The organism is Pseudomonas sp. LB3P14, assembly GCF_054898045.1.
In genome coordinates this window covers 5,566,739-5,588,564 of the sequence record NZ_CM142714.1, presented here as the reverse complement: position 1 = coordinate 5,588,564, position 21,826 = coordinate 5,566,739, and the positions used below count along the sequence as shown (strand labels likewise).

Here is a 21,826-nt window from a genome sequence, read left to right as displayed (position 1 = left end):
AACCCGACATGTTGCCTGAAGTCACCCAATTCGAAGACACCGTCACGCTCGTCAGCGATACCGGCATCCAGTTCATGGATTTCGCGCTGCGCCTGGATCCTCGCAAGGAACCGGCGGGCGAGTTTGCACCGATGATCAGCGGGCTGATCTGCCGCCTGATGTACAACGAAGAGAAAGACTTCTACTTCTACGAACCCGAACCGGAGAAGGTCGAGAAGGCCAAACCGGCGTTCAGCGTCGACATGAAAAGCAGCCTGGATCTGCTGGACGGTGTCTGGCTGCCGACGCCGTTTTTCCGTTTCATGCCGCCGCACCGCTTCGACGAAGGCCCGAGCAACTGGTCGCGCATGCGCCTGGTGAAACTGGCCACGCCCGACATCGACGGCAACACCCACCGCCTGACGATGGCTTTCGACAGCCGCGTCATGCCCAAGCGTGACGGCACCGCTTACCTGGCGCCGAACGAAGAAGACATCAGCTCCGGCGTGTCCTTCAAACTGGCGACCAAGGCCAGCGAAACCCGTTGGTTCCTGGCGCAGCCATGGGTCAACGAATGGCTGCTCGAAGTGTTCAACGAAGGTAATACCCACCGTTCGCGCGAAGAGCTGGACATCGACATCCGCGCCAACCATCACCTGGCGCACTACCTCAACCTGTTGAGTCTGTTGAGCACGCCATCGGCCGCCCAGCAATCAACCGCCCGGCCCAAGGTAGAAATCCCTGAACTGAAAGTGGTCGCCAACGACAGCAATGGCCTGGTCAAACCGATTCCGGTGGACCTGGTGCTGGACGTCGGCAACTCGCGCACCTGCGGCATTCTGATCGAGAACCACGGTCAGGCCGGCTCCGGGTTGAAGCAGAATTACGTGCTGGAACTGCGCGACCTGATCACCCCCGAGCACACCTACAACCTGCCGTTCGAAAGCCGCGTGGAGTTCGCCCAGGCGTATTTCGGCAAGGACCACTGCTCGGTCAAGAGCGGCCGTCACGATGCGTTCCAGTGGGCGACGATTGCCCGCGTCGGTAATGAGGCCAGCCGCCTGGCCAGCCGTCGTCGCGGCACCGAAGGCTCCACTGGCCTGTCCAGCCCGAAACGTTATTTGTGGGATGAAAACGCCTACGGCCATGGCTGGCGTTTCAACTGCTCGTACATCAAGACTGACAACGAGCCGTACGCCACCGCCGCGCCGTTCTCGCACCTGATCAACGAAACCGGCGAGGCGCTTTACAGCCTCGAAGAAGACGATCGTCTGCCAGTGTTCATGCCGCGTTACTCGCGCAGCTCGCTGATGACCTTCATGCTCGCCGAAGTGCTGGCGCAGGCGCTGTCGCAAATCAACAGCCCGGCTCAACGCTCGCGCCAGGGCCACACCCGCGTGCCGCGTCAGCTCAACAGCATCACCCTGACCGTGCCGCCGGGCATGCCGCAGGCCGAGCGCAGCATCCTCAACGAACGCATGCTGCAAGCCATCGGCCTGGTGTGGAAAAGCCTCGGCTGGCATGCCGGCGAGGAGGACCCGCATCAGGATCAGGCCGTCAGCCCGCGCACGCCGATCCCGAGCATCCGCGTCGAATGGGACGAAGCTTCTTGCGGCCAATTGGTGTACCTGTACACCGAGGTCAATGAGAACTTCGCCGGTCACCCGGAAGAGTTTTTCGACACCATCGCCCGGCCCGACAAGACTGATCGCGAACGCATCACATTGGCGACCATCGACATCGGCGGTGGCACCACGGACTTAGTGATCACCGACTATCGCCTGGACCGCGCCGGCAACACCGGCAGCGGCAGCAACGTGCACATCGTGCCCGAGCAGCGCTTCCGTGACGGTTTCAAAGTGGCTGGCGACGACATCCTGCTGGACGTGATTCAGGACTTCATCCTGCCGAGCTTCGAGAAGGCGTTGCAGAACGCCGGCGTCAAAGCCCCGAATTCACTGATGTCGCGGTTGTGTGGCGATGAATCGGTCAGCGCGCAGGACATGATCCTGCGCCAGCAACTGAACCTGCAGGTTTTCGCACCATTAGGCCTGGCATTGCTCAAGGCTTACGAGCATTACGACCCGCAAATCCCGCAGGAAGTCAGCCCGCAAAGTTACCGCCAGTTGCTGGGCGACAACGCGATCAGTCAGACCGTACTCGACTACGTCAACGCCGCCGTGCGCCGCGATGTCGGTGGCCAGAGCGGTTTCGACTTGTACGAATCGCTGATCGGCTTCGACCTGCAAAAACTCCACGCCGCGTTTCTCAACGATCAGATCAACATCACCAAGATCCTCGGCGCGCTCTGTGAAGTGGTCGCGCACTACCCGTGCGATGTCTTGCTGCTGACCGGCCGCCCTTCGCGACTGCCCGGCATTCAGGCGTTCATTCGCAAGGTGCTGCCGCTGCCACCGGGGCGCATTCTGGCGCTGCAGAATTACCGCACCGGCGGCTGGTATCCGTTCCACAAGAATGGCCGGATCGACGACCCGAAAAGTACCGCTTCGGTCGGTGCGATGCTCTGCCTGTTGTGCGCCAACCACAGCGTGCCGAACTTCTACTTCCGCTCTTCGGCGCTCAAGCCGTATTCGACGGTCAAGCACATCGGCGTCATCGACCTGAACAACGTGATCAAGGATGCCGACGTGCTGTACCGCGACATCCAGTCCGAAGACTACAAAATCAAACTGCCGGAAATCGGTGTGGGCGATGACGCCGACACGCCGCAGCTGGAAATGCGCGGCGACCTGCGCCTCGGTTTCCGTCAGTTGGCCGCCGATCGCTGGGCCGCCTCGCCGCTGTACACCTTGCGTTTCACCAAGGCCGGTCGGGAAAAGTTTTCCCGCGCGATCGGTGAAAACGGTGGTGCGCCACTGCTCAAGGTGCGCTTCGAGGTCAAACCGGCCGACAAATACACGCGCAAGCAGGATCTGGTCAGCGACCGCCTCTCGGTACGCGACATCGAATCCAACAGTAACAACGTCAACTTCAACCCGCGCAGCGACCTCGAGCTGGAACTCAACACCATGCTCGACGCCGGCCTGAGCGAGACCAAGTACTGGCTCGACAGTGGAAGTGTGAAACGCAAATGAATGATCTGACCCCCGATCAACATCAGCTCTCTGCCAGTTGGGCCGCTGTTTATGAAGGTGCCGGTCAGGCGCTGGAATGGATTGGCCAGACGCGCGGTAACGCACCGCGTCTGGACAGCGAAGCCGACAACCTGAACATCCGCCTGCACCGCGCCCGCAACCTGGCTAACAGCCTGGGTCGCGTGGCCTGCACGCCGATGACCATTGGCTTTTTCGGCTTGTCTCAGGCCGGCAAGTCCTACCTGATTTCGGCGCTCGCGGCCGGCCAGAACGGCAAACTGGAAACCGATTTCGGTGGCCAGCGCCTGGACTTCATCAAGCACATCAACCCGGTGGGTGGCGGCAAGGAGGCCACCGGCCTGGTGACGCGCTTCAGCCGCCGCGCCACGCCGAGCCAGGACTCGCAGTTCCCGGTCGAGCTGACGTTGTTCAAGGAAATCGAGCTGGCGAAGATTCTCGCCAACTCCTGGTTCAAGGATTTCGACCTTGAGCGGATCTCCTACGAGATCGACGAAGAGCGCATCCAGCGTGTGCTGAAACCGTTCGAAGGTCGCGAAACCGGGCCGATGCAACCGGGTGTCAGCGCCGACGATCTGGTGTCGCTGTGGGACTACCTGCGGGACAACTTCCGCAATTCGGTGAAGAAGCTTGAGCACCTGTATTGGCCCACGGCGTTGCAACTGGCGCCACGGCTGAATTTCCAGGAACGTGCCGAGCTGTTTTCCATCCTTTGGGGTGAGCAAAGCGAGCTGACGCGCGTGTACCAGCAACTGGCCGGCGCGCTGCACAAGCTGGGCCTGCCCGAGACCGTATTCGCGCCATTAAAGGCCTTGGTGAGTTTCGAAAACGACACCTACAGCCAGCGCGACAGCATCATGAACGTCGACATCCTCGAGCGCTTCGGCAGCCCGCGAGATTTGCCGATCGACGTACGGCCTCAGGTCGACGGACGCCTGCAAAACAGTCAGGGCATTCCTGTTGCGCAACTGGCGGCCCTGACCGCCGAGATGACCTTCTTTCTGATCGAAGCCCCGGCCGATGACATCGTCAACCAGGTCGACTTGCTGGACTTCCCCGGTTATCGCGGACGTAAAAAGCTGCACGAGATTGCCAACTCCAACGATCCGGAATCCAGCACCAAGGACAATTCCGTCTCGCAGCTGATTCTGCGTGGCAAGGTCGCTTACCTGTTCGAACGCTACACCGACAACCAGGAAATGAACGCGCTGGTGGTCTGCACCGGCTCGACCAAACAGAGCGACGTCAACGACGTCGGCCCAGTACTGACCCGCTGGATCGAAAAGACCCAAGGCGCCGACGCTGCGGCTCGCAGCAAACGCGACACCGGCCTGATCTGGGCGCTGACCATGCTCGACCTGCGCATCACCAACTCCCTGAGCCTGACACCTGATCAGTATGACGAGAGCTGGAATGGCATGGTCAAGCTGACCATGCTTGAGCGCTTCGGCAGCCTGAGCTGGATGAGCGACTGGGCCGGTACGCCGTTCCAGAACACCTTCCTGGTGCGCAAACCGCGTATGGATGCGGCGTTCATCGGGCAAGACGCCAGCGGAGCCGAAACCGGCATCAACGCCAGCTACCAGGAACGCGTCGATGCGCTGGGCACAAGTTTTGCCAGCAACGATTTGGTGTGTAAACACATTCATAATCCCGCGAACGCCTGGAAGGAAATGCTGCGCAACGATGACGGTGGCATCAGCCACTTCAGCGGCAGTTTCACCGGTGTGGCCAACATCGAGTTCAAGTTGCAGCGCATCCGCGAGCAGTTGAACGAGTGCCTCGAAGGCCTGACCACTCACGGCCTGAGCACCTGGTATCAAGCCGACGGTGACGGCGCCACAGCGGCCAAGAAAGCCCAGGCGCAGATGATTCTGTCAGGCCTGGGCCGTCGCCCGGCCGTGCTCGGCGAGCTCATCGATCAGCTCGACATGCCGAGCGAAGAGGTACGCGACCTGTACCTCAGCGGCGTGTACGAAACCGATGACGCGCCCGCCGCCAGCGATGAGCCGCTCGCCCCGGCGCCGAGCCAGAGCCTGTACGGAAACGACGCCGGTTTCGATTTTGATTTCGGCGACGACCTGAGCCACGACAGCACGCCGGCCACCCACAAAACCAGCACCCCGGCGCCGGAACTGCAAAGCAACGAACACCGTTTTGCCAAAGCCGCTTTCAAGGCCTGGATTGCGCACCTGCGCGAGCTGACCACCCGTCAAAGCCTGCTCAACCTGTTGGGTCTGGAAAAGGCATTGCTCGAAGCGGTGGTCGATGAATTGATCACGGCCGGCTATCGCCAGGACTTGCCGGGGCAACTGAGCCGTGCGGTCCTCAAGCGTGCGCAAAGCGGTGCGAGGCGCGATCAACTGGTCGAGCGCCAAGTGCTGGAAGTGCAACGGGTATTGCGCGATTTCGTGTCCTGGTTCGGCTACATCCAGAAACCGGTCAACGAGCGCCCGAGCAGCCGTGCCGGTGCCAAAGCCCCATTGTTCTCGTTCTACACCGACATCGGTCCGGGACAAGTACCGGTGCTGCCACCGCAACCGGCGAACCAGGCGCAGCTGTTTCTCGGCGACTGGCTCTCGGGCCTGGCCTACATCACGCTGGACAACGCCGGCCATGGCGCCGGTCGCGAAATCACCACTGAACAGAACGAACGGCTGGGCCAAGTGCTCACAGCCTTCACAGCGAGATAAGCAATGCCAATTCGTGTCGACCTGCTCGCCTTAGAACCCAACGTGCCTGGCCAGGCGTGCCTCACTGTGAAGAAATGGCAGGGTGATCATGAGCGCCTGGAGTTTTCCATTCAGCGTAATCAGGACGCCTTCTACCTGCAGGATCACAAAGCGTGGAGCAACAACCCGTTCTGGTTCAAGGTCACGCATTTCAGCGTCGGTGCCAGCGGTGAAGCGCTGGAAACCCTGATCGGCCCTGAAGTGGTTGACCCGCTGCTGGAAGGCAGCGCCAGCTCACAATTCCAGATCGAACTGCGTGAGCAAGGCCTCGGGCATACCGATAAAGGCGTGGTTCGTCCGGGCGTAGGGCTGTTGCCTTCCACCGCCGGTGGTCAGACGCGCTCCACCTACGACGCTGCCAACCTGGCGACGCCGAATCCGATTGCCGCGCCGGAACCAGAGATTCCAGAGCTGCCAGCACTGTTTCTGCCAACGGCCGAGCCAGAAGTTGAGCCGGTGCCCACCGAGTCCGTCTACACGCCACCTCCGGCACCGGTGAAGAAGAGCAACAAAGGCCTCATTGGCCTGGCGATTGTGGTGTTGCTGCTGGCAGCAGCCGGCGGGTTCTGGTTCTTCAAACGTGCCCCGGCACCCGCCCCGGCTATCGCTGCCGCTGCACCGGCCAGTGCCGACGCACAAGCCTGCACCCTCGAGAGCATGAACAGCCTGCCCGAGCTGACCTTCGTTCAGACCTGCATCAAGGCTGCGCCGGACAGCGCCAAGTTGCTGGAGATCATCAACGAGGCCAAGGCCGGCAAACACTGCGGCGTCGCCCAGCGTCTGTACGCCAACCGTGCCCAGGCCGGCGACGCTCTTATCGCCAACGCCTATGCCCGCGAGTACGACCCGAAATACCTGAAGGCCAGTGAGTGCTTCCCGGTCGCGGACAACGCTACTGCCGCCTACTGGTATGAAACCATCCTGACTCAGGACCCGAACAACGCCGAAGCCAAGCAGCGTTTCGAGGAGTTGCAGAAGTGATGCGTTCGTCCGTGAGTCGTGTCCTGCTGAGCGGCGCCGCGCTGTTGGCGTTGTGCATTAGTCCGTTGTCCCAGGCCGATAACAAACCGCTGATTCAGGCCGGTAAGAAAACCCTGTTCCAGCGCGTACTGACCACGCCGGGCTGCAAAATCAGCCCGACGGCGGGCGGTGCCGCAGGTGATGCGCAACCGGTCTTCAGCCGTTTCTATGTGTACGAACGCGCGCAGGCGGCCAATGCCGAGTGGCTGAAAGTCGGCCCCGACAGTTACGGCAAAACCATCGGCTGGTTGCCGGCGAGTTGCACCACCGACTGGAAAATGCAGCTGACCCTGGCCTTCACCAACCCGGCCAACCGCGACCGGCTGCTGTTCTTCAAGGAACGCGCCACCGTCGAAGGCATCCTCGATGCGCCGGACCCGGTCAGCAAAGTCGCCCCGTTGCGAGCCACGCTGAAGAAAGGCAAGCAAGCCCCCGGCGTGCTGGCCGAAGAGCCTGAGTACTTCGTCGACCTGCAAAAGCAGTTCTACCTGCTGCCGGTATTGAGCGGCGAAGAAGTGATGACCGAGGGCGGTTTCCGCACGCGCCTGCTCAACGTCGCGTCGGTCAGCAAGCCGGATGACAAGAACACCAAGGGCGGTGCTGCCAGCAGCGCGGCCGGCGGCAAGGAAGCCGAGGACAAAGCGGCCAGCCAACTGAAGGCATTCAGCGCGGCGGTGGTGTTTGTTATCGACTCGACGATTTCGATGGATCCGTACATCGACCGCACTCGCGAAGCGATCCGCAAGGTCTATCAGCAGATCGAATCGCAGAACCTCGGCAAGCAGGTCAAGTTCGGTCTGGTGGCGTTCCGCTCCAACACCCAAGCGGTGCCGGGACTGGAATACACCACCAAGATGTACGCCGACCCGACTCAGGTGAAGGACAGCTCCGACTTCCTCGCCAAAGTCGCCGACCTCAAGCAGGCCAAGGTCTCGAGCAGCAGTTACGACGAAGATTCCTTCGCGGGTGTCATGGAGAGCATCGACAAGGTCGACTGGAGCCAGTTCGGCGCGCGCTACGTGGTGCTGATCACCGACGCTGGCGCCATCGAAGGCGATGACAAATTGTCGAAGACCGGTTTGAGCGCTTCCCAGGTTCGCCTCGAAGCCGCGAATCCTGGCGTGGCGATTTACACCTTGCACCTGAAAACCCCGGCCGGGATCAAGGACCACGCCAAGGCCGAGGCGCAGTACCAGAATCTGTCGACCTACCCAGGCACCAACACCTCGCTGTACTACCCGGTGAACGCGGGCGACATTCAGGAGTTCGGCCGTAAGGTCGATGCACTGGCCACCGCGATCACCTCACAGGTGAAGGCCGCCTACATGGGCGAAGACGCCATCGGTAGCGCGGTGAACGCCAAGCAGGACCCGGCCGAGAAGAAAATGCTCGAGGACGCGGCGCTGATCGGCCACGCCATGCAGCTCGCCTATTTGGGTGAGAAGACCAACAGCAAGGCGCCACCGGTGTTCAAGGCGTGGATCACCGACCGTGACCTGATCAAGCAGAACATCCCGACCACCGACGTGCGGGTGCTGCTGACCAAGTCCCAGCTCAGTGACTTGAGCGACGTGATGAAGCAGATCCTCGACGCCGCCAACGAAGGCCTGATCTCGCCGACGGAAATGTTCGACCGCCTGCGCTCGGTGGCCGCGACCATGGGCGCCGATCCCAATCAGCTCAAGCAGAATGGCAACGCCAAACTGGCGGACATGGGCGTGCTCGGCGAGTACCTCGAAGACCTGCCGTATCAGAGCGAAGTACTGAACCTGGACGAAGAAACCTGGAAGAGCTGGGATGGCCTGGCACAGGAGAAATTTATCCGCACGCTCAATACCAAACTGCGGCACTACCAGCGTTACAACGCTGACGTCGACCGTTGGGTCGCTTTAGCAAAGGACAGTGATGCGCGAGACAACGTGTACCCCGTGCCGCTGGAAATGATGCCTTAACGAGACGCCCATGCTCGAGATCAAGAACCTGCTGGTGCGCCGTGGCGAAGGAGCGCTGGCCCATCACGTGCGTCTGCCGCACTTGCAGGTCGGGCCTGCGCAAATCCTCGCCATCACCGGCGAGAGCGGCAGCGGAAAAAGCACGTTGCTCGAAGCCATCGGCCTGTTGCTGGCGCCGGTGGAACTCGAGCGCTTTCGGCTGGGCCCGGCGCGGTCCGGGACGCAAGCGGCGCAGGTTCAGGACATCGCCCAACTGCTTGCCAGCGATGACCAGTCAACCTTGGCGGCTGTGCGCTCGCGGCACTTGGGGTTCATTTTGCAGAGTGGCGGGCTGCTGCCGTTTCTAAGCGTGCGCGATAACATCAGCTTGCCGCGCCGCTTGCTGGGTATGCCTGTAAAGAGCACGCACATCGACCACGCAGTTGAGGTGTTACGCCTGCAAGGGTTGCTGGATAAACAACCGCAAGCGTTGTCGATCGGCGAACGTCAGCGCGTTGCCTGCGTTCGGGCGATTGCCCATGAACCGTTGCTGCTGTTGGCCGACGAGCCCACCGCCGCGCTTGATCCCCACAGCGCCCGGCGTTTGTTCGAGTTGCTGTTGAGTCTGGTGTCGAGCATGGGCCTGAGTGCGCTCGTTGTGTCCCATGACTGGGCCTTGCTGAAGGATTTCGGCTTGCCGCGACTCGGCGCTATCAGCCGCCAGGGAGAGACATCGTTTGAACCGATGGACTGACCGACTGCGCCTGCTGGGCTCACTGGCACTGCAAGACCTCTGGCACGACCGCAAAGTGTCGTTGTGCATCGCCGCGTCGCTGGTGGCGGTGATCGCGCCTTTGTTGCTGCTGTTCGGCCTCAAGCACGGCGTGGTCAGCCAGTTGCAGGACGAATTGCTGCGCGACCCGCGCAACCTTGAAGTGAAGATGCTCAGCAACGGTAACTATGACAGCGCCTGGATCGAGCGTGTGCGCCAGCGTCCCGAGACCGGTTTTGCCCTCGGCCAGACCCGCTCGCTCAACGCCCAGGCGGACTTGCTGATCGGCATGCAACGGTTTGTCGAAGGTGCGGAAATCATCGCCACCGAACCCGGCGACCCGCAGCTGAACCTGCCGCAACGGAGCCCCACCGGCCATCAAGTGATCCTCAGCGCCCGCGCCGCGCAGCGCTTGCAGGCCAAGGTCGGCGACAGCGTGCAGCTGCGTGCGTTGCGCCGTCTGGAAGGCGTCAATGAGCGCGGCGAGATAACGCTGACGGTGCTGGCAGTGCTCGACGGCGCCCGTTTCGGCCGCGCCGCCGGGTTTGTCGCCCCGCCCCTGCTGCTGAGCCTGGAGCGCTTTCGCGACGGTTATCAGGTCAGCGCATTCGGCATCGAAACCGGCAAGCCTCTGGGCGATCTGCAACCGCTGTATGCCCGCGCCCGCCTCTATGCCCGTGACATCGATCAAGTCGCGCCGCTGGAACGCTGGCTGAACGGTCAACACATCGAAACGTCAAGCCGACTGGCTGACATCGACAATGTAAAAGCCATCAACCATGTGCTGGGGCTGATCTTCGGGGTTATCGCCCTAGCGGCTCTGATCGGTTGTGTGGCGTCGATGGTCGGCGCGTTTCTGGCCAACATCGACCGCAAACGCAAAAGCCTCGCGGTCCTGCGTCTGCTGGGTTTCAAGCGCACGGCGGTCGCCGGTTTCGTGGTCCTGCAAGCGCTGTTGCTGAGCCTGGCCGGTTACCTCGGAGGCCTGGGGTTTTATGCCGTCGGCAGCCATTTGTTCGACAATTTGCTCGGTAGCAGCCAGGCCACCGGCAGCTTCGTTTGCCACATCACTGTTTGGCATGGCCTCGGCGCTCTGCTCCTGACCTTTCTGGTCGCTGCACTGGTGGCCGTGATCGGCGCCGTGCGAGCCATCAACATCGAACCTGCGGAGAGTCTGCGTGAGCTATAAACGTTTCGGCTTGCTGTTGCCCCTGAGCCTTGGCTACCTGCTCGATGCCTCGGCTGCGGGCTGGGAAGAGAAATATTACAACCCGATGCCCGAGGCCAGTGACGTCGTACTGCCGATGCCTTGCGAAGGCTCGATGGTGTTTCGCAAGGTATTCATTCCGGTCGCCGGGCCGCTTGATGACTACCCGATCAACATCGGTCAGGACGGCGCGGAATACGGCTACGTCGAACAGACCCGGCCCACCTTCATCGCAGGCAGTTTCACCGGAGCGAAAAACGATAAATCCCGCTACTACTTGATGGCCAAGTACGAGATGAGTCAGCTCCAATACGCGGCATTGACCGAAGAAACCTGCCCCACCGCCGCCACCAAAATGCGCCTGCCGCAAGTGGCCGTGAGTTGGGTGCAAGCCGTCGAAGCGGCCGACAAGTACAATCTTTGGCTGCGCAAAAACGCCGCCGACAAGTTGCCCAAAGAAGACGGCGCGCTGGGCTTCCTGCGCCTGCCGACTGAAGTCGAGTGGGAGTTTGCCGCGCGCGGTGGCCTGGAAGTCGGTGCCGCCGAGTTTCGTGACACGCACTACCCGATGACTGAAGGTATCAATGCCTACGAGTGGTTCGCCGGGGCGCAGTCGTCCAACGGCAAACTGCAATTGTCCGGCCTGCAAAAGCCCAATCCGCTGGGCTTGCACGACATGCTCGGTAACGTCGACGAGATGATGTTCGAGCCGTTTCGCCTGAACAAACTCGACCGCCAGCACGGCCAGGCCGGCGGCTACGTGGTCCGAGGCGGCAACTACCTGACCGCTCAAGCCGACCTGCGCACCGCGTTGCGCAAGGAAGAGCCGTACTACAACGCCGAAGGCCAGGTGAAAAACAAAACCACTGGCCTGCGTCTGGTGCTGGTCTCGCCGACCCTGACCTCCCGCGAGCGTGTCGCCAGTATCGAAAGCAGCTGGAAGAAACTCGGTACCGGTAGCAAGGAAACCGAATCGGCCGACAAAGGCACGGTTCAATCCCTGAACACCCTGGCCTCGGGCGTCGAAGACAAAGCACTCAAGGAAAAGCTTCAGGCTCTGGAAAATCAACTGCGCGCCAGCAACCAGCAGCAGGAAGAAACCCGCGACCAGGCGATTCGCGCCAGCCTCAATCTGGGTGCGTTCCTGTGCACCAAGATGCTCGACGACGGCCAGTACGTGGACTTCCTGCAAAAGAACTACAAGCTCAATTGTGAAGCAGCGGACAAAGACGCCAGCTGCGACATGCGCAAAGGCAAGCTCGACGAGCAAAAGGATCGCCTGCACAAACTCAGCCGTTATTACGCCAGCAGCCTGGTGGAATCGGCGACTTTGTACGGCCAGCCGCTGCTTGAAGCGCAGGTGCCGGTGATGGAAGAAATCATCACACGCAACAAACAGCTTCAAGAACTCAAACCCTATTTGCGCACCCACTGGGCCAATCAGAAGACCTTCCTGCAAAAGCAGAAGATCGACACTGACGCCTGGCTGAGCAGCTGCAAAACCGTCACTCAATAACTCACCTCAACAACAACAGCCAACACCGTCACCAAGGAGTTTCCCCATGTCGCGCAGCCTTTGGACTCGCTTCAAGCTACAGATCGCTTTCGTTGTCACCGGCAGCCTGCTGCTGACTGGTTGTGCCAACACTGGCAGCTCGATGCTCGGTGGCAGTGAGGGTGCTGACCCGCGCCTGACTCAGGGCAATGACGCACAGTTCTTCAGCAAGTCCGGCTACCAGGCCTGCGCTGTCGGCGCCGGTGTCGGTATCCTTGGTTGCGCACTGTCCAACAGCAGCAACAAGGGTGTCTGCGCCATCGCCGCCGGTATTACCGCGTGTGGTGTGGCCATGGGCGCGAACTACTACCTGGATCAACGTCGCAGCGAATACTCCGACACCACCACCCGTTTGGCGAAGATGAACAGCGACGTCGAGCAAGACACGCAGAACGTCATCGCCCGTACCGCGACCGCTCAGCAAGTGATCAAGGATGACCAGGCGCGCCTCGCCCAGATCAAACAAGACATAGCCCGCAAGAAGCTCGACAAGACCAAGGCCCAGACTGAAGTCGCCGAAATCGACCAGAACATCGCGCGTCTGCGCAAGGACCTCGGCAACATGCGCATCAAAGTGACTGAGTACACCAAAGTGGCCGATGCCGAGCGTGCGCAAGGCTCCAGCGCCGAGATCAAGAAGGTGGACGTGAGCATCCTGAAAATGAACGAGAAAGTCGCCGCCCTGCAGAAGGAAGTCGACGGTCTGTACAGCCAGCGTTCCGCGATCACTCTGGGCTAAGCACATGACTCTACGACAGTTGGCGGTCCTCACCGCCGTCCTGGCTTTGAGCGGTTGCGCGACAAAGCCCGGCGAATGCGACGCGACCAATCGCGACAGCAGCATGTTGACCAAGATGAACTGTGACTACTCCGGTGGTTACAGCGATCAGGTCAAGCAGAAGGAACTGGCCCTGACCGCATCCCGTCAGGAAAACGCGATGTTCCGCCAGGTGTACGAGAACATTCAGGCCCAGCAGTTGAGCACCAAAACCGACTTGGCCAGCCAACAGAAAGCCCAGGCGGCGCTGAACCAGTCGCTGAGCCAGTTGCTGACCTCGCTCAAGGCCCGGCATGGCAATGAAAGCCAGGTGCAGAAGCAGATTGCCGGGCTCGAGCAGCAGCTCAAGGCCTCGCAGGCAACGCCCGCGACCAAGGCCTCACCCGCGACGCTGGCAGCCAAGCAGGAACAACTGAAGGCGTTGCAGAAGAAAGTTAATCAGCTGCAATTCAGCCTCGGTTACGAAGAGTAACTTTTCGCCCCGCAGGCATCCCGATGGATGCCTGCACCCTTTTCAGGAATCGTCGTCATGCAGCGGGTCATCAGGGATGCGCAAGCCACACCAGAGGGGATGAGTGCGCTGCAAGCGAAAGTCGCCCTCATCCAGAAACACTTTCCGCCAACCGTCGCCAGCCTCTTCGCCATCCCGCGGATGGGCAGCGGCGAGGTGCTGGAATGGTGGACCGAACTGGGTGGCCAACCCACGCCCTATGCCGCCCTCAACGAGGACGCACAACGACGCTTGCTGGAAACCTATGAAGTGCGTCAGACGTCCCTCGGACAGCTGGCGGACGAACTGCAAAAGCGCGGTCAGCCCACGGTAGCGGATGACCTGCGCAGCCTGCTCGGCACGCCTGAGCTGGACAAACTCTACAGCCTCAATGGTGAACCGCTGGTGGTGCGCTGGAACCAGCGTCCGCCAAAACCAATCGTGCCGCCGGTTGTTCCAATGGTGCCGGTCGTACCGCCGTCGCGCCGTGGCTGGTGGATTGCGGCGGCATTGCTTGCGCTGCTGTTGCTGCTCTTGGCGCTCTGGGCTTATTGGTGGTTCCTGCACCGGGAAAAAGTTGTCCCGGTCGAGCCAGTGGCGCCGGTGGTTACGCCGATTGAGAAACCGGTTGAACCTGTTCCCGAGCCTGTCGTGGTACCGGAACCGGAGCCAGAACCGGTTCCGGTTCCGGTTCCGGTTCCCGCACCAGCACCAGAACCCGTGCCGAAACCCAAGCCAGTCCCGCCGCCAAAACCTGTGGTCGTCGCCCCGCCACCGGCACCGACGCTGGACAACTTTGCTTGCCGCAAAAAAGCGCCGAACGCAGTGATCCCTCAATTTGTCGTGGTGCTCGATACCTCAGGCTCGATGGATTTGAACATCAAGTCAGTGAAAGCCGACGAGGACTGGTTTTATGCCAACGAGCTCAACAAGTTCCTGGATGCGAACCGCACCATGCGGATCTTTGCCAAACCCAGCCGCATGGACGTAGCCAAGGACTCGCTAGCCGGCATGATCAACGGGCTGGACCCGAAGATCGACACGCGCCTCATCACGTTCGCCGGCTGCAACAGCACACCGGACCGGGGCGTGTTCAAGTTTGGCGACCGCCAGCGGCTGATCAACGGGATTCGAGGTCTGGTTCCCGACGACGGCACACCGCTGGCCGACAGCCTGGCTCACGCTGCGAGCACCGTCGACGGGCGCAATAACGATGCAGTGATTGTTATGTTCGTCGACGGTGAGGACGGTTGCCAGAAGGACGTCTGCGCCGTGTCCCGCCAAATCGCCAGAGAACAACCGCGCCTGCGGGTCAACGTGGTGAAGATCGGTGCCGGTGGACCGTCGCGCTGTATCGCCGAAAACACTGGTGGCCGGGTTTACAACAGCACCGATGCCGCGGAGCTGGGCAAGCAGTTGAAACTGGCGAGCAAGGAAGTGTCGAGCAACGCCAAGTGCGACTGACTAGGTAGTCTGAACACTGAGGTGACCCCAATCGCGAGCAGGCTCGCTCCCACATTAGTCCTGCGGTGAACACAATACTTGTGAACACCCTGGATTCAATGTGGGAGCGAGCTTGCTCGCGAAGGCGATATCAGCAGCTACTCAACGAAACCGGTCAACCTCATGCCGCAAATCCGCCGCCAGCTTCTCCAGCTCTTTGGCGGTGATCGCCAGATTGGACACCACTTCGCGCTGCTCACTGTTCGCCAGGGCAATGCTTTGCAGGTTACTGCTCAGCAAGGTTGCGGTACTGCTCTGCTCTTGAGTCGCGGTGGTGATCGCTGCGAATTGCTGACCGGCAGAACGGCTTTGCTCATCGATACGTGCCAGGGCACTGGCGACGTTGGCGTTGCGCGACAGGCCTTCCTGCATCAACGCGTTGCCCTGTTCCATGGTGCTGATGGCGTTGCCTGTTTCCTGCTGAATGCTTTGGATCATGCCGGAAATTTCGTCAGTGGCCTGACGCGTACGCGAAGCCAGATTACGCACCTCATCGGCGACCACCGCAAAACCACGCCCCTGCTCACCGGCACGGGCCGCTTCGATGGCCGCGTTCAGCGCCAGCAGGTTGGTTTGATCGGCGATCGAGGTAATCACCCCGACGATGCCGCCGATTTCCTGGGAGCGCTGACCCAAGGTATTAATCACTGTTGCTGTGCTGTTCAACGCGCCGGCGATTTGCTCCAGCGATGAGGACGCTTCGTCCATCGACGTACGACCGATCTGGGTTTGTTGTGCGTTTTCCTGCGCCAGACGCTGGGTGTTGCCCATGTTGTCGGCGATGTTCAGCGAAGTCGCACTGAACTCTTCCACGGCGCCAGCCATGCTGGTGATTTCGCCCGACTGCTGCTCCATCCCTTCATAGGCACCACCGGACAGACCGGACAAGGCCTGGGCACGGCTGTTGACCTCGCCCGAAGCCTTGCGGATGTGCTCGACCATGGTCGACAAGGCTTGGCTCATCTGGTTGAAAGCGCGGGCCAGCTGACCGATCTCGTCGTTGCTCGACACATTCAGGCGCACGCTCAAATCACCGGCACCCAAGGCTTCAGCCTGACGCACCAAATCACCCAGCGGCGCGAGCTTGCTGCGCAACAGCCAGACTGCCGAGCCCACAGCGATCAACATCGCCAGCAGACTGCCAATCGCCAATTGAATACCGACACTCCAGGTCACGGCACGGATTTCGGTTTTCGGCATGCTCGCCACGACCGACCATGGGCCGCCTTCAAACGGCACGGCAATGCTGTAGAAATCTTCAGACTTGTCGCTCCAGAACTCGCCCTTGCCCGGCGTCTTCGCCAAGCCAACGATGCTCGGAGTCGCCTGATCCAGCGCTTGTACACCCGCTATCGGTACCAGCCATTTGCTCTGTTCATCCAGCAGCGCCAGGGAACCGGTCTGGCCGATACGGAAGCGCTTGAGGTTGGCGAACTGTGCGTTCTGCGCGTCGGTGTAGTCGAATCCTACGAACAGGACGGCAATCACCTTACCGCTGCTGTCGCGTACGGGGGTGTACTGAGTCATGTAGGAACGCTCGAAAAGCAAAGCGCGCCCGACATAACTCTGCCCCGCCATCAGCCGTGCATAGGCCGGGTTAGCGTGATCGAGCAGCGTGCCGATGGCCCGGTTGCCGTCCTGTTTGCTCAGTGAGGTGCTGACCCGAATAAAGTCTTCGCCGCTGCGCACGAACACCGTGGCGACACCCGCCGTCATTTGCTTGAACTCGTCGACTTCCTTGAAGTTGTTGTTCAAGACTTCGCTGCCCAGATGCAGGCCCGGAGTCTGAGCGCCCGCCACGACTACCGGTTCGTCCGGATGCACGCTCAGCCCCGCACTGAAGCGCTTCTCGAACAGGCCGGCCAAGCGCTGGGTGCTTTCACGCAATGTGCCGTGAAAGGTGCTCAACTGATCGGCCAGCAACCGGGCTTCACTGGCCAGGTGCTCTTCGCGGGTGGCAAGGTTGGCGGTGTCCAGCGAGCGCAGGGCGAACACGGTACTGCCGCTGATGACAATCGCCAGTATCACAGCAAGCGCAAGACCAAGCTGTGAGGCGATCCGGGCACGAGGTTGAGACATGACAGCTCCTGGCCGAGTGACCGGATCATCCTGATCACGACGCACACTCAGCAAAATTTCAAATGGGAATTACGTCGAACCTGCACGAAGGTTCCATCTGCAGACTTTCGGCGGCAAACCTGAATACTTGAGTAATTAGCCGGGATATGGCTCAAGGCCGCCATTGCGGCGGCTCTATCGATTCAGCTCAAGTGCTGGACGTCCGGTAACTCCATGGCGCGAACTTCGCCTTGGAGGAAATCGCTGAGCCTGCGCAAACGTTCACCTCCGGGGCGTGTTTTCGGCCAGACGAGGTAATAATTCTCACCGCTGGCGACGGCAGTCGGCCACGGCAAACTCAGACGTCCCTGAGCCACATCCTCCGCCACCATCAGCAGATCGCCCATGGACACCCCATAGCCTCGCGCGGCGGCGATCATGCCGAGCTCCAGCGTGTCGAACACCTGCCCGCCCTTGAGTGACACCTGGTCCGTCAGCCCCATGCGTTCCAGCCAGCTGCGCCAGTCGCGACGATCCGGCGTCGGGTGCAGCAGTTCGGCATTGGCCAGCCGCGCGACATCCCACGGTTGATCCTGCAGAAGATTCGGCGCGCCGACTGGAATCAGCTCTTCCGGGAACAGGAAACTCGCCTCCCAGTCCGGCTGAAAATGCCCGTTGCTGAGGATGACGGCGCAGTCGAACGGTTCATGGTTGAAATCCACCGAGTCGACGTCCATCCAGGCGCTGGTCAATTGCACCTCATTGCCGGGTTGCAGGTGTCGAAAGCGGCTGAGCCTTGCCAGCAGCCAACGCATGGTCAGGGTCGACGGCGCTTTCATGCGCAGGATGTCATCCTCGGCGCGCAAGGTATTGCAGGCCCGCTCCAGAGCGGTGAAGCCTTCACGAATGCCAGGCAGGATCAGCCGCGCCGATTCGGTCAATTGCAGATTGCGCCCGCTGCGGTGAAACAGCCGACAGGCAAAATGGTCTTCGAGCGTACGAATATGCCGGCTGACCGCACTTTGGGTGATCGATAATTCTTCGGCCGCACGGGTAAACGAGCTGTGCCGCGCCGCCGCTTCGAATGCGCGAAGGGCATACAAGGGAGGAAGACGACGAGACATCAGGAAAGCTCCTATAGCGGGATTCCGTCAACTTATCAGAAACTCCCCCGCATGAGTTTTAATCATGCCACCCATCCTTTTTATCCCTTTGTGCAAACCTTGCAGAGCGCCGAGAATCGACGCTTCCAGTTCTCTTTGGGCTTTCCTTTTTCTCTTAATAGCCGAGCGTGATGATCATGAAGCATCCAGCACGTACCGAACTCTGGGCCATCCTGCGGCTGGCGGGGCCGTTGATTGCCTCGCAGTTGGCGCACATGCTGATGGTCCTCACCGACACCTTGATGATGGCGCGCCTGAGTCCCGAAGCGCTGGCCGGGGGTGGCCTGGGCGCGGCGACTTACTCGTTCGTGTCGATCTTCTGCATTGGCGTGATCGCCGCGGTCGGCACCCTCGTGGCAATCCGTCAGGGTGCCGGCGACATCGTCGGTGCCGCCAGGCTGACTCAGGCCGGGCTATGGCTGGCGTGGTTGATGGCGCTGGTGGCCGGGCTGCTGCTGTGGAACCTCAAACCGGTATTGCTGCTATTCGGCCAGACCGAAACCAACGTCCATGCGGCAGGACAGTTCCTGCTGATCCTGCCGTTCGCCCTGCCCGGCTACCTGAGTTTCATGGCCCTGCGCGGCTTCACCAGTGCCATCGGCCGGGCGACGCCGGTGATGGTCATCAGCCTCGGCGGCACCGTGGCCAATTTCCTGCTCAATTACGCGCTGATTACCGGCATGTTCGGTCTGCCGAAACTGGGGCTGATGGGCATCGGGCTGGTCACGGCCATCGTCGCCAACTGCATGGCTTTTGCACTGGCCTGGCACATCCGTCGGCATCCGGCCTACGACGCTTATCCCTTGCGTCAGGGCCTGTCGCGGCCCAACCGTCAGTACCTTAAGGAACTGTGGCGCCTGGGCCTGCCGATTGGTGGCACCTACGCGGTGGAAGTCGGATTGTTTGCGTTCGCCGCGCTGTGCATGGGCACCATGGGCAGTACGCAACTGGGCGCGCACCAGATCGCGCTGCAGATCGTCTCGGTGGCGTTCATGGTTCCGGCGGGGATTTCCTATGCGATCACCATGCGCATCGGTCAGCACTACGGCGCTGGGCAACTGTTGGATGCACGGCTGGCCGGACGGGTCGGGATTGCCTTTGGCGCGGCAGCGATGCTGGGCTTCGCAATGGTCTTCTGGTTGCTGCCGAATCAGTTGATCGGTTTGTTCCTGGACCACAATGACCCGGCGTTTCGCGAAGTCATCAACCTGGCCGTGAGCCTGTTGGCGGTCGCCGCGTGGTTCGAGCTGTTCGACGGCACGCAAACCATCGCCATGGGCTGCATCCGCGGGCTCAAGGATGCCAAGACCACATTTCTGGTGGGCTTGGGGTGCTATTGGCTGATTGGCGCGCCAGCCGCCTGGTGGATGGCCTTCCATTTGAATTGGGGGCCAACGGGCGTCTGGTGGGGATTGGCGCTGGGGTTGGCGTGCGCGGCGGTGAGTTTGACGCTGGCGTTTGAGCGGAAGATGACGCGGATGATTCGGCGGGAGCCTTCGCCACAGCAGCGTTTCGAAGTCCCTCAACCTGACTGAGATCCCCTGTAGGAGCGAGCGGTGCGGCGATCCGACTTGCCCGCGAAGGCGTCGTGTCAGTCGACATCTCTGTTAACTGACACGCCGCCTTCGCGGGCAAGCCTCGCTCCTACAGGTTCGGCGCCGTTAAACCACAACTTCCAGTGCGGGCTGCTGGCTGCTGCCAAAGGTCAAATACTCAACCAACTCCGCCAACGGCAATGGCTTGCTGATCAGGTAACCCTGCACCTGATCGCAACCAAACCCGCGCAACAAATCCAGTTGCTCCAGGGTTTCCACGCCTTCCGCCACCACTTCGAGGTTGAGGTTATGCGCCAGATTGATCATCGCGTGGACCAGTTTGCGATTCTCTTCGCGCTGTTCCATGCCGCCGACAAAGCTCTTGTCGATCTTCAGCAAGGTAATGGGCAAGCTGTTGAGGTGCACAAACGAAGAGAAACCGGTACCGAAGTCGTCCAGGGAAAAGCGCACACCCAGACGCCCCAGGGCATCCATGGTCTGTTTCACCAGATCGCTGCGGCGCATCACCGCGGTTTCAGTCAGTTCGAACTCCAGCCATTGCGCCTCGACGCCGCGCTCGGCAATCAACCGACTCAGCGTCGACAGTAACTGGCTGTCCTGAAACTGCCGGAACGAGAGGTTGATCGCCATGTGCAACGCCGGCAAACCCCGTTCACGCAACGCCTGCATATCGCGCAGGGCCCGGGAAATCACCCAGTAACCCAACGGCACGATCAAACCGCTCTGCTCGGCCAGCGGCACGAATTCGCTGGGTGGCAGCAAACCCCGTTCGGCGTGACGCCAGCGCACCAAAGCTTCGAGGCCGACGATCTGCCCGTCCTCAAGGTTCAGGCGTGGCTGGTAATGCAGTTCCAATTCATCCCGACGCAACGCCCGGCGCAGCTCGCTTTCGAGGTCAGCCATGCTGCGGGCATTGCGATTGATGCGTTCGTTGAAGATGTGAAAGGTACAGCCCTGAGTGCTTTTGGCTTGTTGCATGGCGATGTGTGCGTGCCACATCAGCGGGTCGGCGCCCGCCTGGGCCCGGGCGTAGGCAATACCGAGGCTGGAGCCGATCAACAGGCTTTCGCCGTCGACCCAGTAAGGCTCCGCCAACGCTTCGGTAATGCGTTCGGCCATCCATTCGGCGCGCTGAGGCGCGCGACGAGTGTCGATCAGCAGAGCAAATTCATCGCTGCCCAACCGCGCCAGTTGATCGCCGGCCTCAAGCTGGCTTTTCAGCCGCGCGACCACTTGCAGAATCAGCCGGTCACCGGCCTGATGGCCCAGGGCGTCGTTGGCGTGACGAAAGTTATCGAGGTCGAGATGACCGAGGGCCAGGCCGCGGCCGTCGTTTTCCGCCAGGCGTGCCGCCAGCAAGGTCTGGAAACCCTGGCGGTTGGCGATGCCGGTCAGCGGGTCTTGCTCGGCCAGGCGCTGCAGTGTGTTTTCCAGCACGCCGCGCTCACGCACATGGCGCAGGCAACGGCGCAACATGCCGGGATCGAGCAGATCGCGCACCAACCAGTCACTCACACCATCGGGCGGCGACAGCGGCTCATGGTCGAGCAGCAACACCGTCGGCAGGCTGCAACGGCCAGGTAAAGGCTGAAGTGCCGGGATCGTCAATAACACCGCGTTGCGGTTGTCATCAAACAGACTGCTGACCGACTCCCAGCTCGGCGCGCTGATCAGCACGGCCGAGCCCCCCATCGGAGCCAGACACTCGCGCAACAACGCTGCCCACGCTGGCTCTTCGGCCAGTAGCAGCAAACGCAAGGGTTCGACAGGCGTAGACAAGCTAGCTCCCTAGACTTTGCAAAGATGTAGGCGACGGGCATTATGCAGCGCCGGTAACCAATGACCAAATGACATCGGTTATCAACCGTTGCTTTGTATCTTGAATGACGAACAGTAGACATCTTGAATGACGAACAGTAGACGCAAACTCATCGCGCATCCTGCGTGAAAGTATCAAAACCGGCAAATA

The 21,826-nt window shown here is 61.0% G+C and carries 14 protein-coding genes; 11 read left to right on the top strand and 3 right to left on the bottom strand.

Going from position 1 to position 21,826, the window contains the following annotated elements; genetic code table 11:
• Nucleotides 1-8 precede the first annotated feature (8 nt).
• The 10 genes from ACYZT5_RS25480 to ACYZT5_RS25435 are packed head-to-tail and all read left to right on the top strand — an operon-like array spanning nucleotide 9 to nucleotide 15,041.
• Entirely contained in the window at nucleotides 9-3,074 is a 3,066-nt protein-coding gene (locus tag ACYZT5_RS25480) for a virulence factor SrfB (protein ID WP_462047912.1), read from the top strand.
• Nucleotides 3,071-5,785: a putative virulence factor gene (locus ACYZT5_RS25475; RefSeq protein ID WP_462047911.1), complete on the top strand. Its 2,715-nt coding sequence runs from the start codon at nucleotides 3,071-3,073 to the stop codon at nucleotides 5,783-5,785. Before ACYZT5_RS25480 ends, ACYZT5_RS25475 begins: the two co-directional genes overlap by 4 nt.
• A gap of 3 nt (nucleotides 5,786-5,788) precedes the next feature.
• Entirely contained in the window at nucleotides 5,789-6,805 is a 1,017-nt protein-coding gene (locus ACYZT5_RS25470; protein ID WP_462047910.1) for a hypothetical protein, read from the top strand.
• The gene (locus ACYZT5_RS25465) at nucleotides 6,805-8,796 is read left to right on the top strand and encodes a vWA domain-containing protein (protein ID WP_462052308.1); all 1,992 of its coding nucleotides are present in this window, start codon (nucleotides 6,805-6,807) and stop codon (nucleotides 8,794-8,796) included. Before ACYZT5_RS25470 ends, ACYZT5_RS25465 begins: the two co-directional genes overlap by 1 nt.
• Nucleotides 8,797-8,806: 10 nt before the next feature.
• Entirely contained in the window at nucleotides 8,807-9,529 is a 723-nt protein-coding gene (locus ACYZT5_RS25460; protein ID WP_462047909.1) for an ABC transporter ATP-binding protein, read from the top strand.
• Nucleotides 9,513-10,736 (top strand): ABC transporter permease, encoded by a 1,224-nt coding sequence (locus ACYZT5_RS25455; RefSeq protein ID WP_462047908.1) that lies wholly within the window; start codon nucleotides 9,513-9,515, stop codon nucleotides 10,734-10,736. Before ACYZT5_RS25460 ends, ACYZT5_RS25455 begins: the two co-directional genes overlap by 17 nt.
• The gene (locus ACYZT5_RS25450) at nucleotides 10,726-12,270 is read left to right on the top strand and encodes an SUMF1/EgtB/PvdO family nonheme iron enzyme (protein ID WP_462047907.1); all 1,545 of its coding nucleotides are present in this window, start codon (nucleotides 10,726-10,728) and stop codon (nucleotides 12,268-12,270) included. Before ACYZT5_RS25455 ends, ACYZT5_RS25450 begins: the two co-directional genes overlap by 11 nt.
• A gap of 46 nt (nucleotides 12,271-12,316) precedes the next feature.
• Nucleotides 12,317-13,048 (top strand): hypothetical protein, encoded by a 732-nt coding sequence (locus tag ACYZT5_RS25445; protein WP_462047906.1) that lies wholly within the window; start codon nucleotides 12,317-12,319, stop codon nucleotides 13,046-13,048.
• Nucleotides 13,049-13,052: 4 nt separating this feature from the next.
• Complete coding sequence (locus ACYZT5_RS25440) at nucleotides 13,053-13,559, top strand: hypothetical protein (protein ID WP_462047905.1); 507 nt, start codon at nucleotides 13,053-13,055, stop codon at nucleotides 13,557-13,559.
• A gap of 57 nt (nucleotides 13,560-13,616) precedes the next feature.
• Nucleotides 13,617-15,041, top strand: coding sequence for a vWA domain-containing protein (locus ACYZT5_RS25435; protein WP_462047904.1), 1,425 nt, complete (start codon nucleotides 13,617-13,619; stop codon nucleotides 15,039-15,041).
• 141 nt (nucleotides 15,042-15,182) lie between these two features.
• Here ACYZT5_RS25435 and ACYZT5_RS25430 read toward each other — a convergent pair whose 3' ends face one another.
• Nucleotides 15,183-17,159 carry a methyl-accepting chemotaxis protein gene (locus ACYZT5_RS25430; RefSeq protein ID WP_462047903.1) on the bottom strand — a complete coding sequence of 659 codons (1,977 nt, stop codon included), beginning with the start codon at nucleotides 17,157-17,159 and terminating at the stop codon, nucleotides 15,183-15,185.
• Nucleotides 17,160-17,341: 182 nt separating this feature from the next.
• Nucleotides 17,342-18,262, bottom strand: coding sequence for a LysR substrate-binding domain-containing protein (locus tag ACYZT5_RS25425; RefSeq protein ID WP_462043669.1), 921 nt, complete (start codon nucleotides 18,260-18,262; stop codon nucleotides 17,342-17,344).
• A gap of 176 nt (nucleotides 18,263-18,438) precedes the next feature.
• On the opposite strand from ACYZT5_RS25425, the gene ACYZT5_RS25420 reads away from it, so the two are divergent.
• Nucleotides 18,439-19,836 carry a NorM family multidrug efflux MATE transporter gene (locus tag ACYZT5_RS25420; protein ID WP_462047902.1) on the top strand — a complete coding sequence of 466 codons (1,398 nt, stop codon included), beginning with the start codon at nucleotides 18,439-18,441 and terminating at the stop codon, nucleotides 19,834-19,836.
• Between the two features lie 126 nt (nucleotides 19,837-19,962).
• On the opposite strand, the gene ACYZT5_RS25415 is transcribed toward ACYZT5_RS25420, so the two are convergent.
• Nucleotides 19,963-21,636, bottom strand: a complete 1,674-nt coding sequence (locus tag ACYZT5_RS25415) for a putative bifunctional diguanylate cyclase/phosphodiesterase (protein ID WP_462047901.1) — start codon at nucleotides 21,634-21,636, stop codon at nucleotides 19,963-19,965.
• Nucleotides 21,637-21,826: the final 190 nt, after the last annotated feature.

Bases quoted from the DNA above. Each gene is read 5' to 3' on its own strand.
- ACYZT5_RS25470 (WP_462047910.1), top strand. From the start codon at position 5,789: ATGCCAATTCGTGTCGACCTGCTCGCCTTAGAACCCAACGTGCCTGGC.
- ACYZT5_RS25430 (WP_462047903.1), bottom strand. From the start codon at position 17,159: ATGTCTCAACCTCGTGCCCGGATCGCCTCACAGCTTGGTCTTGCGCTT.
- ACYZT5_RS25460 (WP_462047909.1), top strand. From the start codon at position 8,807: ATGCTCGAGATCAAGAACCTGCTGGTGCGCCGTGGCGAAGGAGCGCTG.
- ACYZT5_RS25465 (WP_462052308.1), top strand. From the start codon at position 6,805: ATGCGTTCGTCCGTGAGTCGTGTCCTGCTGAGCGGCGCCGCGCTGTTG.
- ACYZT5_RS25435 (WP_462047904.1), top strand. From the start codon at position 13,617: ATGCAGCGGGTCATCAGGGATGCGCAAGCCACACCAGAGGGGATGAGT.
- ACYZT5_RS25425 (WP_462043669.1), bottom strand. From the start codon at position 18,262: ATGTCTCGTCGTCTTCCTCCCTTGTATGCCCTTCGCGCATTCGAAGCG.
- ACYZT5_RS25445 (WP_462047906.1), top strand. From the start codon at position 12,317: ATGTCGCGCAGCCTTTGGACTCGCTTCAAGCTACAGATCGCTTTCGTT.
- ACYZT5_RS25440 (WP_462047905.1), top strand. From the start codon at position 13,053: ATGACTCTACGACAGTTGGCGGTCCTCACCGCCGTCCTGGCTTTGAGC.
- ACYZT5_RS25475 (WP_462047911.1), top strand. From the start codon at position 3,071: ATGAATGATCTGACCCCCGATCAACATCAGCTCTCTGCCAGTTGGGCC.
- ACYZT5_RS25420 (WP_462047902.1), top strand. From the start codon at position 18,439: ATGAAGCATCCAGCACGTACCGAACTCTGGGCCATCCTGCGGCTGGCG.
- ACYZT5_RS25480 (WP_462047912.1), top strand. From the start codon at position 9: ATGTTGCCTGAAGTCACCCAATTCGAAGACACCGTCACGCTCGTCAGC.